Genomic DNA, 13,682 nt, shown 5'->3' with positions numbered 1-13,682 from the left:
AGTCGCTCCACGGTCTCCGCTTCTGGTGCAGCGGCCTGCAACAGAACGCAGGCAGAGACTGCCCATCCTCACCCTCCCAACAACCTGATCGCGAACGGCCTGTCGTCGGGTGCGCCCCCCTCCCCCGAGGAGCACACCCGACCACAGCTCAGACGGAGGTGGCGACCTTGTTGAAAAGGCTGCTGAGGTTCGTGCCCAGCAGGGCCACAGCGACGATGATCACGATCGCGATGAGGGCGATCATCAGCCCGTACTCGACAGCGGTCGCACCCTTGTCGCTTCGGAGCGTCTGAAGCTTGGCAGCAAGTCTGGTCATTGAAGTTCTCTTTTCGTCCCCGGGGAGCCACCCTCTGTCGCTCCCACGACGGCGACAGTACGAGGTGTCTCCCCGCCCTGTCTGCCGAATGGTTGAATCTGACAGTTCCGACACGTGTACTGGGCGACTGTCTCGGCCAGTGGGCGTGGGGAACCGGCCGTCACTCCTCAGATCGAGGTAGCGACCGAGTTGAAGAGGCTGCTCAAGTTGGTCCCCAACAGCGCCACTGCAACGATGATCACAACAGCGATGAGCGCAACCATGAGGCCGTACTCCACCGCCGTCGCACCCTTCTCGCGCCGACTCCGCCTCAGGCTGGCTCCAAGCGACGTCATGTTCTGCATCCTTCGCGTCCAGGGCCACCCGATGTGCGCCATGCACCCCCCACGGCACAACCTACGACCTCGGCGGCGTCCGCGTTGGGGAGTCGAAGATATTTGGCCTCAACCGTTCCCCGCGCCGCCGCGTAGACGCGAACGGCCCGGTCAGACCTTGGTTGCGGCGTCGTTGAAGAAGTTGCTGAGATTGGTGCCGAGCATGATGACGGCTGCGATGATGACGATGGCGACGAGCGACGCCATGAGTGCGTACTCGACCGCTGTCGCACCGCCCTCCCGCACTGCCCACTGGGCACGGCGTACGATCCTCCGAGTGTTCATAGGAGCACCCTAGGGAGCGCCACACCGGGTGTCCGCGTTTTGCCGACTCCACCTCCACCGTCGGACATGATGGACCGTGATGTCAGGCCGACGCAGCTTCGAGGCGGGGGGCGGGGCCTCCGTCGGTGGCGACCCGCACCGGCCTCCCCTCGCCGCGTCCCTCGTGTCCCTCGTGCGCCGGGTAGACGCCAAGGTCACGCGCAAGCGTGTGCAGGTCTGGGCGCTGGCGAGTGCGACCGTCTTCGTTGCCGCATTGGTCACAGCGTGGTTGACGATCCCGGAACTCGCCGCATTTCCGGACTTTGCTGCCCGCTGGTCCGCGGGTCGTCTCGTTGTGACCGGACAGGGATCGGCACTCTACGACTTGGCTCGTCAGGCAGAGGTGCAGCGCAACGGCACCGGTACCGATCAGTTCTCCTGGTTCGTCTCCCCGCCCTTCGTCGCAGTCTTGTTCGCCCCGTTGTCGCTCTTGCCCTACTGGCTCGCCTGCCTCGTCTGGTTGGCGATCTCAACGAGTGCGCTGTGGCTCTCGGTCAGGCTCCTGCGGCCCTGGGCACCGGCCGTTCTCGCCGACAACTGGCGCACGACGACGCTGGTCATCTGGACGTCGTATCCCGTGCTACAGGTGCTCTTCGTAGGTCAGGACACCACGCTGGTACTCCTTGCGGTGGCGGCCGGGGTGCACCTGTTGTCCCGGGATAGGGCGTATCAGGCTGGCGCCTGCCTGGGCTTGGGGCTCGTCAAACCGCACCTGATCTTCCTCGTTCCGGTGCTCTTGGTTCTCAGGCGTCAGCCACGCGCTCTGGCAGGATTCATCGCCGTCGCAGTGGTTTTCACGGTCGTATCGCTCGTGATGATGGGCCCCGGTGGCATCTCTAGGTGGCTTGCAGTGGTCTCGTCGGGTGACTACTCGAAGGCGGTGCAACAGGGGTTCGCCTGGAAGGGGGTCAACGTCTCCGCTCTTCTCACGGGGCTTGCGCCGGCTGACTTCGGTCGTTGGTGGCAACTGCTCGCAACCCTCACGGGTCTGGCAGCATGCGTGCCAGCCTTGCGAGCCGTGACGATCCGACGAGATGCGAGTCAGCAATTCGCCTGGGCACTCGTGTTGGCCACGACGGTGATCGCAGCGCCCCACGTCCTCGTCTACGACCTCGTGCTGATCATCCCGGTCGTGTTTGCGCTGGCCTGGACGGGCTGGGATGCCGTCACGCGTCTCACGCTCGTTGGCATGACTGCTGCCCTGTGGCTGGCGGCGCCCATCCAGCTCCTCCTCGCGGGATCGTCCTGGCCGGTCACGTCCCTTGGAGCCCCCTGGGCCGCGCTCGGCGCGTTTCTCCTCTGGTACCGGCTCCTGCGCCGACCTTCAGACGCTGCGTTGCCCCCGGAGAGAGGTTCTCGATGAGGACGACACGACAGGCCGGGCTCGTAGGGCTCGATCGATGGTTGGTCCCCGCCGTGCTCGTCATCGTCATCGCGTTTCTGTCGATCACTGTGGTCGTGGGGTCAGACGCGTTCTGGCTCGTCGCTCTTGGCGACACGATCATCCGTGACGGCCAGGTTCCCGTCGGTCTGCCCTTCGCCGTGGCGGACTCGACTGGGTGGGTCAACGTCCCGGTCCTGGGTGAGGTGATGTTCTCCCTCGCGAATCGCCTGGGTCCCGTCGGACTCCCCATGCTTCAGCTAGCTGCAGATGCCACGGCCCTCGGCCTCGTCGCGGTCGGGGCACGACGGCTGGGTGCGGGGCGCGGGCCGACTGCAGGAGCCGTGTCACTGGTGGTCATCGGGGCTCTCCCCGCGTTCGGAGTCGTGCGGTCACAGCTGTACTCCCTCGTGCCCTTCGCGCTCCTGCTGCTCCTCTTGCGCACCGAATACAGACGCCCCACGGCCCGGATCTGGCTGGCGCTTCCACTGCTCGCGATCTGGGGAAACCTGCACGGAGCGGTGCTGGTGGGGCTGGCGGTCACCGGTGCCTACCTCCTCTTCGCGCGCCTGCGCACGGATCCGTGGACAGCCTTCGGTGTGGGGCTCGGAGCCCTTGCCGCTCTCTTCTTCACTCCGGCTCATATCCAGACCGGCGCCTACTATTACGGGGTCCTCACGAACGAGGCCGCCAGTCGACGCTCCGAGCTCTGGGCGACACCTCAGCTGACACAGCCGTTCGACGTCCTCCTTGTCGGTGCGGCTGCCGTCCTTGCAGTCTCGGCGGTCCGCCAGCGCCTGCCGGCTTGGGAGTACGTGGTTCTGGCAGGCCTGGGAGTCGGAACCCTCTTGGCCGCACGCCACGGCGTGTGGCTCCTGCTCTTCAGCGCGCCACTCGCCGCCAGCGCTTGGAGCGTCCGAAGTCGGAGAAGTCGCACCACCCCGCCGCAGTCGCTCCGACCTGCAACCGTTGCCATCACCGCAGCAGTCGTGGCTGCGGGATGCGGGCTCGTCCTGTGGCTCCGGACGCCTGCGTTCGACGCGCATCTACCCGTCGTAGTGGCTGTCGACCAGCGCGCCCAGGGCCGTACGGTTCTGGCAACCGAGCCGCTCGCCGAGTCGTTGGCTGCTGCGGGCACCCGCGTCTGGGCCGCCAACCCGATCGATGCCTTCTCACGCGGGGACCAATCCGCCTTTCTCGATTTCCTGGCCGGAGTGGGTAATCAATCCAGTCCGGCTCTCGACTCGGCATCGCTCGTCGTCGCACCCACGGGCTCCGATGCGTCCCGGCTCGCGGCGCAGGCTGGCTTCGACACGGTCCAACAGATCGGTGGCTACGACCTTATGGAGCGCCCTGCGCGGCCCTAGGGCTGTGGCAGGTTGACTCCGACGTTGACCTCAGTGTCACTGGATCGTGCCCTCACATCGGTGATGTACGGCAGCTTCACTCTCTGCTGGTATCGGCTTAGGTCCTCGAGTGCGCCAGGCACCTGAATGTCCAGCGTGGTCTGTCCGGGGGAAATCGTTGCCACTCCGGTGAGCTTTCCGGTCTCCCCCGCAGCGAGATGCAGCTGTCCGAGGATCGACCCTCCTCGCTCGAGGGTAAAGGTCTGAGGCGCCTCAGGACCTGCGGTCAGTGTCACCTCGGCCTCGACCTGCACGGCCGCATCGGACATGTTGCTCAGCTGCAGCGCGGGCGTGGGGCCCATCGGGAATCTGACCGGGTCCGACTCATCGGTGCGCCAGACGCCGGACAACGAGACGACGAGAGGGTTGAGCACCTGAGCGCGGCTTCGCTCGACGCCACCTTTGCCGATCTTCGAGGTCAGGGCTCGCGTGTTCGGCCTCAGGTCATAAGCGATGAAGGTCCCCGCCGGCATCGTGGCTACGGGCTGGCCCAACAGGCTGGCCAGCGCCGACGAGAGCGCGGGCTGTCTCTTGGGCAAGCTGTCATGTGTGACAACCGCGCAATATCCGACCGCGCTCAGATCGTCGAGCAAGCGAGTGGCGTCCTTCATCGGTAGACCCAGCTGCCAGTCTGCTGGAGCCGTCCCCTTAATGGCTCCGAAGCTCCACCTCAAATCGTGAGACGCCAAACCGAGTGACTGGATCTCCGCAACGCTCTCGTCGAGGACTTCCGGGAACTGGACCACCGGCAGCACGAAGATCGGGCACCCAGCTCCCACAGTCCGCTCCAAGGAGTCGTCGAAGCGCTGGAGCTCGCTGAGATGGGCGCGCTGTTCGGCGTAATCGGGGGCCCGACCAGGGTTGGTCTGGTCCAAGACCCCGACCACGAGCACCGCCGCCGCAAGAGGCCAGGCCACCCATCGTCCGCGCAACCTCCCTAGGTGCGTCAGCCAGAGACCGACACCGAGGTAGCCAATCGCCGCGATGAAGAGGAACAGCCTGGACCACGTCCGGATCTGCGGCGTGAAGAAGAGCGCAAACCAGGAGCCGAGCCCCCCCTTGGTGTAGAACGCGAATGCCACCAAGAGCACGACCGCCATCGCCGCCAGCAGCGGCCCCTTCCAGCCAGATCTGGACTTGAGAATGCCGGCTCCCGCGACACCGAGGATGCCCACCACCCCCGCAAGCGCGATGAGTCCGAGAGCCGCCGACTCTCCCTGGGTCTCCGTCACAACGTTGTATGAGTCGGTCAGCTTGCCGAAGAACGGGATCCGGTGTCCGTTCCACGGCAGGACGAGGTCCATCAGGCGGCCCGCCCAGCGATCTGAGTCGGCAACCGAGCGGGAAAAGGCCATCCCCCCGGTCACTTCGTCCCGACCGGCCCGTTGCCGGGCAAACCACAGACTGACCGCGGCAGGGATGACCATGATCACCGCGGGGATGGCAAGCCGGCCGACCTCACGCAGGTCAGGCCCCCTGAACTGTCGCAGCACCGCGACAGCCGCCAGGATGAGAGCGGTGAAGGCCACGTAGTAGACGTCGCCCAGCCCGAGCAGCACCAACATCGACACCGTTGCCGTCAATCGTCGAACAGCGTGTCGACGATGTGAGCTCGTCAGAACGGCTCGCGTGGGCAGAATGCGATGGCCACGGGCTGTCTCGATGATGAGGTAGATGGCAAAGGGCACCGCCCAGTAGGCGGCAAGAAACAGGTGTACGAACCGCTCCTGCTGCCCAGGAACCACCGAGAAGAGCACCCCCAGGGCCACGGCCGCTGGTCGACCGACTCCGTACTTGCGGCACAACCAGTACATGGCGAGCGCAGACAGTGGGAAGCATGCGAAGTAGTACATGGCTAAGACCGTGAAGGGGTCCGAGACGATGTGCCCCAAGGCGCTCAGCACCCAGATGTGAATGTCATCAACGGTCGACGCCCACCCCGTGTTGAGCGAGAAGGGGGCACCAAAGAGAGGGTTGTCGCCGTAGGGGCCGTGCTCGATGTATGTGCGTACCAGCGTGGCCATCCATGGGGCGTCGCCCGAACGTCCCAACGGGGTACCGGGTCGCCACTCCCACAGGCGGGTGGCCTGTGTCATCGCCAGAAGGCTCAGGACAAAGGTCGCAAACGGGCCGCTTGCACGACGAAGTGCTCCGAGAACCCGCCAGGAGGCCCCAGTGGATCCCGCTTTGTTCACCTCGCACCCCTCCGATCCCGCCGACACGGCGTTGGCCTATCGCGCACCGTATCCGACTCGCAGTGCCTCGCTCGGAGTTCGCAGGACCCCAACTACCTCGAGGTCAAACCCAGAACACGCCACGATTGGGCGATGCCTCGTCGCAGTGGAGATGGTGGAATCGTCGGCCTCCCCCTCGGCTGGCCCGCGCCGCGCGAGCAGGCGGGCAGCCGCCGGGGCTGGCCACCTGGACCGTCCAATCGAGGCGCCCTGGGGCGCGCTCGAGCAGTCCCCGAGCCCACGGCTTCTGCAACCTCACAGCGTGCATTCCCACCACGGCAGAATCGTCCACCCTGAGGGGATGGCGGCCGCCCCAGCGCAATCGAAGCGTTGAGGCATCAGAATATAGGCCCATGAGTTGAGGACCGCCGTTAGGCTCGGCCAGGTGGGAGAGCACGTGTGACGCTGGTCATGGGCTCGATCAGCCGTTACCAGGAACTCCCGCTCAAAGCATTCAAGCAAGAGAAAGACATTTCGTGATGCGTGGTAAGGAGATGTCGGGAGGAGTTGTGGACTCGTTCCGACATTGGGGGTCCAAGGCGATTGCACCTACCGTTTCGGCGCGACCGTACTGGTGGATCCTGCCATTGCTTATCTATACGATATTCAGAGCCATCAACGTCCTCATGATCTCGCTGGCAAGCCAGTCAGAGGTTATCCCCGCCTCGCAGGACCTCGAAAGCTTGGGCTATTTCGTGACAAAGGCGGGGCCCGCGCCCCCAGGATATCTGACGACTGTTACCAATTGGGATGGTCAGTGGTACTGGCAGATCGCCGAGTACGGCTACCCAGATCGGCTGCCGCGCAACTCGTCGGGTCAGGTGATTCAGAACGAGTTCGCCTTCTTCCCGCTCTTCCCCATTCTCGCTCGAGCGCTGATGTCAGCCTCAGGCCTCAGTTTTCCGATCGTCGCAACAACAATGTCGATCCTTCTCGGGGCCGTCTGCACCCTGCTGCTCTACAGGATCGTTCTCCGCAACCAGTCTGACACGCTGGGGGCACTAATCGCGGCCACCTGCCTGTCCGCCTTCACGTGTGCTCCAGTCTTTCTTATCGCCTACACCGATCCACTTGCCCTGACATTCGTCCTTTTGATTCTAGCGGCAGTACTACGCCGGAAGCTCGCGTGGGCGGCGCTACTACTCATGGCCCTGGCATTTACGCGGAACATCGTCGCGGCTTTCGCCTTCTTCTTTGCCGTGCTCGCTCTCATCGAATGGCGGCGGAGACGTGGCCAGCAGCGGTTCGTCGGCTACATGCTCTTGTCCGCGTGGTCAGCCTCCTTGACTCTCGCGTGGCCCACTGTCGTCGCCCTCAAGACCGGAGAAGCTGGCGCGTACCTAGTCAGCCAGCAGGCTTGGGTCACGGATATCGCACTTATTGCCCCGATGCGGTTCATCCAACGCTATGCAGATGTTCTTGGCGGGCCACTCACGGCTACAGTCTTGGCCATCGCCTGGATCGCGCTCGTCCTTCGACTTGTGACGATCGGCCAGCCGGACACCACCCTTCGAATGTGGAGCCTGACCTACTCTGCATACATCCTCATGGCGACGAACTGGAGTCCCAACGGGCTGCGCTACTACCTCCTAGCGCTTCCCGTGTGTTGGCCCCTGGCAACCACAGAACTCTCGTCTCGACGCGCAAGGGTTGCAGGTACGGCCGCGCTCGCGCTCCTCGGACTGCTAACGCAGTGGTGGTGGATCCGCTACGTCCTGACGCACTCGGTCGAAGGAATGAGCATCCCCTAGGTCCAAGCGTCACTCACCTGCTGCTCCTGCGAAACAGTCCACGACGCTTCGCAGCCGTGACAGATCTGAGCTTCTCTTCGTCGCGCACCTGCTGCAACATCGTCCGCGGCTTTGGAGGTGGCCAAGTCTGCGCGCGCGGGTCGGTGGTGTCCAGGTAGTACGCCGTCCAGCCGTAGTCATCGCGGTAGCGCAACTTGCCGTCGCCGACGTAATACCAGCCCTCAGGCTTCTCGCTCATGCTCCCCCCCGGGACGAACCGCGGGCACCATGCCCTCTGCAGCCCAAGATACGGCCCGTCTCTGCTCCGCGACCAGACCCGTCGCGCACGACGTCGGCAGTCCGTCGGATGGCCGGGGTCGACTCGGAACCACGCAAGTGAAACCGGCCCTCTCGTCCTGGAACTTAGCCGCAGCGACACTCCATGGAGTCTCAAGCTCACATGCCGCCTCCCCAGCCGGGTGAGCAGGAACCGGCCGCAGCGCCTCGACGATGATGACCACTTGAGCTGACTGGTAGTGGCCGGGAGATCTGCCTGCCCGCCGGAACCACGGGACGGGCCACTCAAGTTACTTGGCTCGCGTGCGGCCCAACGCTCCTTACGCTGGGCCCATGCTCCCGCGGCCCACTCAAGCGTTGCCCTCATGATGCGACGCCTCCGGACCGCCCACCTTGGTTCCAGCGCCTCGCGGCTCACGCAGCGCCTCGACATGTTATTGACCCCTCAGCGCGTGCGTGTCTACCCACTGATCCTCTTCCTGGGGTTCGGAATCGCCCTTGTGATCTCGTGGTTCGTCGCGAGTGGACGTCTCCCCCTCCCGGACTTTGCCGCCCGCTGGACGGCCGGACGCATGCTGCTCGACGGAGCGGACGACCTCTATTCGCCAGCGGCGCAAGCACGAGTGCAGACACAGCTCCTGGGGGCAACGAGCCTGTCGTGGTTCGTCTCGCCCCCATTCGTTGCGGTGATGTTCGTACCGTTCGCACTGCTGCCCTACCCCGTCGCCTGCGTGGTGTGGACGCTGATCTCGGCGGCGGCTCTCGCCCTCGCGCTCCGGATCTCGTTGGCGATTCTCCCGTCGGGAGACCGCCCGCGTGCGCTGGTGATCGCTGTGCCGATGGTTGGCAGCTACCCCGTCCTCGAGCTGCTCGGAGGTGGCCAGGACAGCTCACTCGTGCTGCTCTTCGTCGTGGCGTCGCTTCGCTGGCTCGCGAACGGGCGGGCCGTCTCTGCGGGGCTTGTGTTCGCGCTCGGCCTGATGAAGCCGCAACTGATCTTCATGGCTCCGATCGCCCTGCTGCTGCTGCGCCAGTGGCGTGCGATCGGCTCGTTCCTCATCGGCGCCGTTGTCTTGGTCGCCATCGGAATCGCCGCAGTCGGGCTGCCGCAGAACCTGGCATGGCTGGACATCTCGACGTCGCCGCTCTACGCCGAGGCTGTTCAACGGGGCCAGGCCTGGAAGTCGGTGAGCGTGCCTGGCTGGCTGCTGTCTGCGCTCCCCCCTGATGTGGGGCACTGGGGTGAGCTGCTGGCCTACGCCGCGGGAGTCGTGCTGGTGCTCGTCAGCATTGCGAGCCTCTCCAGAGGGCGACCTTCAGCCTCCCAGCTGTGGGCATTTGCAGGACTGACCACCGCCATAGCCTCGCCCCATTTCATGGTCTATGACCTCGTTCTGATCTTCCCTGCCGTTCTTGTCCTCATGGAACACCTGTGGTCTGCGGACACGCGCGTGCTCCTCGCGGCCGCCTTTGTCCTGCTGTGGCTCGTCGCGCCTCTACACGTGCTGACGACCAGCCTCCCGTGGCCCCTGACGCTGATCGGCGCTCCATGGACGGCGGGTGTGCTCCTGACACTCTGGATCCGCTTCCGACGGCACTGCGTTGGGGAACGACCACCGCTGCAACAGACGGTCTGACGAGGTGGAGGATGCCGGCGCAAAGGCGCCCTCGCACACCTCCCGATAGGATCGACCACGGCTCACAGCACCGCTGCCCGTGGCCATGGTGTGCCGGGAAGTCTGGTCGGCGTCCCATGACCCCTGTGCCTCGAAGGAACCGCCCGTGAGCGAGAACCCCAGCCCGAGCAAGGCGACCCGGCTCCTCAGCCGTGGCACTTGGCGCGAGGCGAGCTACGTCGCTGACCTGCTGCGCACCGAGACGGTTGGCGGCGCGATCCTCCTCCTTGCCGCCGTCGCGGCTCTGGTCTGGGCCAACTCGCCCTGGCGGGACGCCTACGCGACTCTTCGCGACACCGTGGTGGGGCCCTCCTCCCTGCACTTCGACCTGAGCCTCGGCACATGGGCCGCCGACGGCCTGCTCGCCGTCTTCTTCCTCGTCGCCGGCATCGAGCTCAAGCGAGAGTTCGTCGCGGGCGACCTCTCCGACCGGCGCAAGGCGGCCCTGCCCGTCGCCGCGGCGGTATGCGGCGTGTTGCTGCCCGCTGTCCTCTTCGTCGTGACGGTGCTCGCCCTCACGAGAGGCGACAGCAGCGCCGACGTGGGGGGCATGCTGCGCGGCTGGGCCATCCCCACCGCCACCGACATCGCCTTCGCCCTGGCGGTGCTCGCGGTAATCGGCACGCACCTGCCCAGCTCGCTGCGCTCGTTCCTGCTGACGCTGGCCGTCGTCGACGACCTCATCGCCATCACCATCATCGCCGTCTTCTACACCGAGACGGTGAAGTTCCTCTGGCTGCTGGCGGCGGTCGTCCCGCTGGCGGCGTGGCGCCTGCTGCTCAAGCGGAAGCTGACCAACCCCCTCCTCCTCGCGATCCCCGCTCTGCTCGCCTGGATGTTCGTCCACAACAGCGGCGTCCACGCGACCGTGGCCGGCGTCCTCCTCGGGCTCCTCGTCCCGGTGCACCGTGAGGCCGAGGACGACCCCAACCGCCACTCCCTCGCCGAGCGCCTCGAGCACAGGATCCGACCGTTCTCCGCCGGTTTCGCCGTCCCGGTCTTCGCGTTCTTCGCTGCCGGAGTCACCGTCGTCGGGGGCGGATTCGCCGGCGCGGTCACCGACCCCGTTGCGATCGGCGTGGTCGTCGGCCTCGTCGCCGGCAAGGCCATCGGCGTCTTCGGTGGCACCTGGGCCGTGGCCCGCTTCACCCGCGCCGAGCTCGACGAGGACCTCAGCTGGACCGATGTGTTCGGCCTGTCGGTGCTCGCCGGAGTCGGCTTCACCGTCAGTCTGCTCGTCGGCGAGCTCGCCTTCGGCGGTGGCTCCGAGCGCGACGACCACGTCAAGCTCGCCGTCCTCGCCGGCAGCCTCATCGCCGCGCTGCTCGCCACCGGAGTGCTGCGGTTGCGCAATACGCACTACCGCGACGTGCACGCCCGAGAGACCGAGGACCGCGACCTCGACGGCATCCCCGACGTCTACGAGCAACCCCGCTGACCGGCCGCGCGCGCCCCCGGACACCTCAACCCACCCGGCCGCCCCGATCCGTGCGTGTCTGGGTAAGAGCAGCACAGTAGGGTGGCATCGGCAGCGCACCGGCGCGGCCCACGGCATGATCGAGGAAGTGAGCCCATGAGCACGGATCCCCGGCCGGAGCGGACGCTGGGTCAGTTGGTCGCCTCGGCGACCGAGGACATCTCCGCACTCATCCGGAGCGAGATCGCGCTCGCCAAGGCTGAGATCGCCGTCCAGGCGAAGAAGGGCGGCGTCGCCGCGGGTCTGCTCGCAGGCGCCGCTGTCGTGCTCTTCTACTCGGTCTACTTCATCTTCATCACGCTCGCCGAGGGCATTCAAGCGATGGGGCTGCCCCGCTGGGCCAGCTTCCTCATCGTCACCGTCCTCATGCTCCTCGTCGCGGCGGTCCTCGGCTGGCTCGGTGTCCGCAAGATGAAGACGGTGCAGCCTTCGCCCGACAAGGCGATCGCCTCGACCCAGCAGAGCGTCGCAGGCATCAAGGCCGCGCTCGCCAACCCCGGCACCGTCGTGCCGGCGCCGCCGCCATCGTGGGACCCGCGCGTCGCGAAGGCGATGTCGAATCGCCCGACGGCCTCCGTCAGCGCGACGCGGGCCACGCCGCCGGCGACACCCGCCTCCTCGGCCGACACGACGGTCATCGACACCACCGGCACGACGGGCAAGCCCGACCCGTCGCGCGACGCCTGACCCGCACGACCCCGCCGCACCCATGCCCGTCGACTCTGCCTTCGTCAACATCGACGGCCCCTGGGAGCACCGCTACATCTCGGCCAACGGTGCACGCTTCCACGTCGCCGAGCTGGGTGAGGGCCCGCTCGTCCTGCTCCTCCACGGCTTCCCGCAGTTCTGGTATGCGTGGCGCCACCAGATGGTCGCGCTCGCTGCCGCCGGCTACCGCGCCGCCGCCCTCGACCTGCGCGGCTACGGCGGCTCCGACAAGCCGCCTCGCGGCTACGACACCTACATGGCGACCCTCGACGCCGCGAGCGTCATCCGCACCCTCGGTGAGAAGGAAGCGGTCATCGTCGGCCAGGGCCTCGGCGGATGGATCGCGTGGTCCATGCCGAGCCTGCGGCCCGACGTCACGCGCGCCATCGCGTCACTCTCGATGCCGCACCCGCGCATCATGCGTCATGCCAGCTGGTCGGACCACAAGCAGCGCCGTGCCTCGCAGTGGATCGCCGGCCTGCAGAAACCTTTCGTCCCCGAGCGTCAGATGACCGAGTCGCACGACTATGTCGGGCGGCTCCTCACGTCGTGGGCCTCACCCTTCGGCACCTTCCCGACGGACGAGGACATCGCCCGCTACGGCGACGCGATGATGATCCCCTTCGTCGCCCACTCCGCCGCGGAGCACTACCGCTGGATCGGCCGGTCCGCCGTGCGCCCCGACGGCCCCCTCTTCATGCGACGCATCCGCCACGCGATCCGCGTGCCCGTCCTCCAGCTGCAGGGCGCCGACGACGGCTGCGTCCTCCTCGAGCCGACCTACGGCTCGGGCGCCTTCGTGCCCGGCGACTACCGCCACATCAAGATCGACAGGGCCGGCCACTTCCTCGGCGAAGAGGCCCCTGAGCAGGTCAACGCCGCGCTGGTCTCCTGGCTCGACTCCCTTGCCTGACAACGACATCGAGCTCCCTGACGCCGGTGGCGTCACGTGGTCGCTGTGCATCCGCGACCACTCCGGTATGCCGCTGGCCTGGGTCTCGCCCGACGCCTCCCTCCGCACGGCCTCCGTCGGCAAGGTCCTGCTGCTGCTCGAGACGGCTCGTGCCATCTCCGCCGGGGAGCTGTCACCGGACGAGCCGCTCACCCGCTCGCTCGACGAGTGGGTGGGTGACTCGGGCCTCTGGCACACACTGTCGATCGAGACCCTGCCGCTCGTCGACGTCGCCGCCCTCGTCGGTGCGCTCTCCGACAACCTCGCGACCAACGTGCTGCTGCGCCGGGTGGGCCTCGCCGAGGTGGCCGCCCGCGCCACCGCGCTCGGGCTGAGGGCGACGGCCCTGCACGACCGGGTGCGCGACGACCGCACGGCCGAGCACCCGGCGACCCTCAGCACGGGCAGCGCCGGCGAGCTGAGCGCCCTCGCCCACCGCATCGCGACGGGCACCGCCACGGGTCCCGACTCAGACCGGCGGGTGCGTCAGTGGCTCTCCGCGAACGTCGACCAGTCAATGGTCGGGCTGCCGCTCGTCGACCAGGCCGGCATCGACCCCATCGCCCACCACGACTCGCTCGATCTCGAGCCGGCGCTGTGGAACAAGACCGGCACCGATGCCGGAGTCCGCGCCGATGTCGGCACCCTCACCGTTAGCGGCCGCACGGTCAGCTGGGCCGCGATCGCCAACTGGGAGCCGGCCGTCGGCACCTCCCTCGAGCACCTCACCGTGTGGTCCGTGCTCCGCGGGATGCGCCTCGTCGGCGACCACGTGCTGCGCCTCGCGACCTCCTGAGAAGCTGCTTG

At 66.7% G+C, this 13,682-nt stretch carries 13 protein-coding genes; 8 read left to right on the top strand and 5 right to left on the bottom strand.

Translation table 11 applies throughout. The annotated features are described in order from the left end of the window. Positions 1-148 precede the first annotated feature (148 nt). From FHX52_RS22100 to FHX52_RS22090, 3 genes are all read right to left on the bottom strand, one after another. Positions 149-316 (bottom strand): Flp family type IVb pilin, encoded by a 168-nt coding sequence (locus FHX52_RS22100; RefSeq protein WP_141824487.1) that lies wholly within the window; start codon positions 314-316, stop codon positions 149-151. 167 nt (positions 317-483) lie between these two features. Further along, on the bottom strand, positions 484-651 hold the full coding sequence (locus FHX52_RS22095; protein ID WP_141824486.1) for a Flp family type IVb pilin: 168 nt from the start codon (positions 649-651) through the stop codon (positions 484-486). A gap of 150 nt (positions 652-801) precedes the next feature. Further along, positions 802-975 (bottom strand): Flp family type IVb pilin, encoded by a 174-nt coding sequence (locus FHX52_RS22090; protein ID WP_141824485.1) that lies wholly within the window; start codon positions 973-975, stop codon positions 802-804. A 163-nt stretch (positions 976-1,138) separates the two neighbouring features. Here FHX52_RS22090 and FHX52_RS22085 point away from each other — a divergent pair, with 163 nt between their 5' ends. Both FHX52_RS22085 and FHX52_RS22080 read left to right on the top strand, forming a co-directional pair. Further along, a complete protein-coding gene (locus FHX52_RS22085; RefSeq protein ID WP_185747429.1) occupies positions 1,139-2,377 on the top strand; it encodes a glycosyltransferase family 87 protein in 1,239 nt (412 codons plus the stop codon). Beyond that, positions 2,374-3,762 (top strand): hypothetical protein, encoded by a 1,389-nt coding sequence (locus FHX52_RS22080; RefSeq protein WP_141824483.1) that lies wholly within the window; start codon positions 2,374-2,376, stop codon positions 3,760-3,762. Before FHX52_RS22085 ends, FHX52_RS22080 begins: the two co-directional genes overlap by 4 nt. On the opposite strand, the gene FHX52_RS22075 is transcribed toward FHX52_RS22080, so the two are convergent. Further along, complete coding sequence (locus FHX52_RS22075; protein ID WP_141824482.1) at positions 3,759-5,825, bottom strand: DUF6311 domain-containing protein; 2,067 nt, start codon at positions 5,823-5,825, stop codon at positions 3,759-3,761. The two genes, FHX52_RS22080 and FHX52_RS22075, sit on opposite strands and share 4 nt — an antisense overlap. 686 nt (positions 5,826-6,511) lie before the next feature. Between FHX52_RS22075 and FHX52_RS22070 the strand changes: the two genes are divergently transcribed. Beyond that, positions 6,512-7,786 carry a hypothetical protein gene (locus FHX52_RS22070; protein ID WP_141824481.1) on the top strand — a complete coding sequence of 425 codons (1,275 nt, stop codon included), beginning with the start codon at positions 6,512-6,514 and terminating at the stop codon, positions 7,784-7,786. A 13-nt stretch (positions 7,787-7,799) separates the two neighbouring features. On the opposite strand, the gene FHX52_RS22065 is transcribed toward FHX52_RS22070, so the two are convergent. Next, positions 7,800-8,024 carry a hypothetical protein gene (locus FHX52_RS22065; RefSeq protein WP_141824480.1) on the bottom strand — a complete coding sequence of 75 codons (225 nt, stop codon included), beginning with the start codon at positions 8,022-8,024 and terminating at the stop codon, positions 7,800-7,802. Between the two features lie 403 nt (positions 8,025-8,427). Between FHX52_RS22065 and FHX52_RS22060 the strand changes: the two genes are divergently transcribed. From FHX52_RS22060 to FHX52_RS22040, 5 genes are all read left to right on the top strand, one after another. Then, on the top strand, positions 8,428-9,699 hold the full coding sequence (locus FHX52_RS22060; protein ID WP_141824479.1) for a glycosyltransferase family 87 protein: 1,272 nt from the start codon (positions 8,428-8,430) through the stop codon (positions 9,697-9,699). A gap of 145 nt (positions 9,700-9,844) precedes the next feature. After that, positions 9,845-11,176, top strand: a complete 1,332-nt coding sequence (nhaA, locus tag FHX52_RS22055; RefSeq protein WP_246070327.1) for a Na+/H+ antiporter NhaA — start codon at positions 9,845-9,847, stop codon at positions 11,174-11,176. 135 nt (positions 11,177-11,311) lie between these two features. Continuing rightward, positions 11,312-11,902, top strand: a complete 591-nt coding sequence (locus FHX52_RS22050) for a phage holin family protein (RefSeq protein WP_141824477.1) — start codon at positions 11,312-11,314, stop codon at positions 11,900-11,902. Positions 11,903-11,924: 22 nt separating this feature from the next. Next, a complete protein-coding gene (locus FHX52_RS22045; protein ID WP_141824476.1) occupies positions 11,925-12,836 on the top strand; it encodes an alpha/beta fold hydrolase in 912 nt (303 codons plus the stop codon). Then, on the top strand, positions 12,829-13,671 hold the full coding sequence (locus FHX52_RS22040) for a serine hydrolase (protein WP_246070326.1): 843 nt from the start codon (positions 12,829-12,831) through the stop codon (positions 13,669-13,671). Before FHX52_RS22045 ends, FHX52_RS22040 begins: the two co-directional genes overlap by 8 nt. The last annotated feature ends 11 nt before the right edge of the window (positions 13,672-13,682 follow it).

Origin of the sequence: Humibacillus xanthopallidus, from assembly GCF_006717145.1 — a bacterium.
GTDB lineage: Bacteria > Actinomycetota > Actinomycetes > Actinomycetales > Dermatophilaceae > Humibacillus > Humibacillus xanthopallidus.
This window is presented reverse-complemented; position numbering and strand designations above follow the sequence as displayed.

What these genes read in the sequence shown, in the direction of transcription:
- FHX52_RS22065 (WP_141824480.1), bottom strand. Translation starts at nt 8,024, where the DNA reads ATGAGCGAGAAGCCTGAGGGCTGGTATTACGTCGGCGACGGCAAGTTG.
- FHX52_RS22045 (WP_141824476.1), top strand. Translation starts at nt 11,925, where the DNA reads ATGCCCGTCGACTCTGCCTTCGTCAACATCGACGGCCCCTGGGAGCAC.
- FHX52_RS22095 (WP_141824486.1), bottom strand. Translation starts at nt 651, where the DNA reads ATGACGTCGCTTGGAGCCAGCCTGAGGCGGAGTCGGCGCGAGAAGGGT.
- FHX52_RS22060 (WP_141824479.1), top strand. Translation starts at nt 8,428, where the DNA reads ATGATGCGACGCCTCCGGACCGCCCACCTTGGTTCCAGCGCCTCGCGG.
- FHX52_RS22100 (WP_141824487.1), bottom strand. Translation starts at nt 316, where the DNA reads ATGACCAGACTTGCTGCCAAGCTTCAGACGCTCCGAAGCGACAAGGGT.
- FHX52_RS22090 (WP_141824485.1), bottom strand. Translation starts at nt 975, where the DNA reads ATGAACACTCGGAGGATCGTACGCCGTGCCCAGTGGGCAGTGCGGGAG.
- FHX52_RS22080 (WP_141824483.1), top strand. Translation starts at nt 2,374, where the DNA reads ATGAGGACGACACGACAGGCCGGGCTCGTAGGGCTCGATCGATGGTTG.
- FHX52_RS22075 (WP_141824482.1), bottom strand. Translation starts at nt 5,825, where the DNA reads ATGGCCACGCTGGTACGCACATACATCGAGCACGGCCCCTACGGCGAC.
- FHX52_RS22050 (WP_141824477.1), top strand. Translation starts at nt 11,312, where the DNA reads ATGAGCACGGATCCCCGGCCGGAGCGGACGCTGGGTCAGTTGGTCGCC.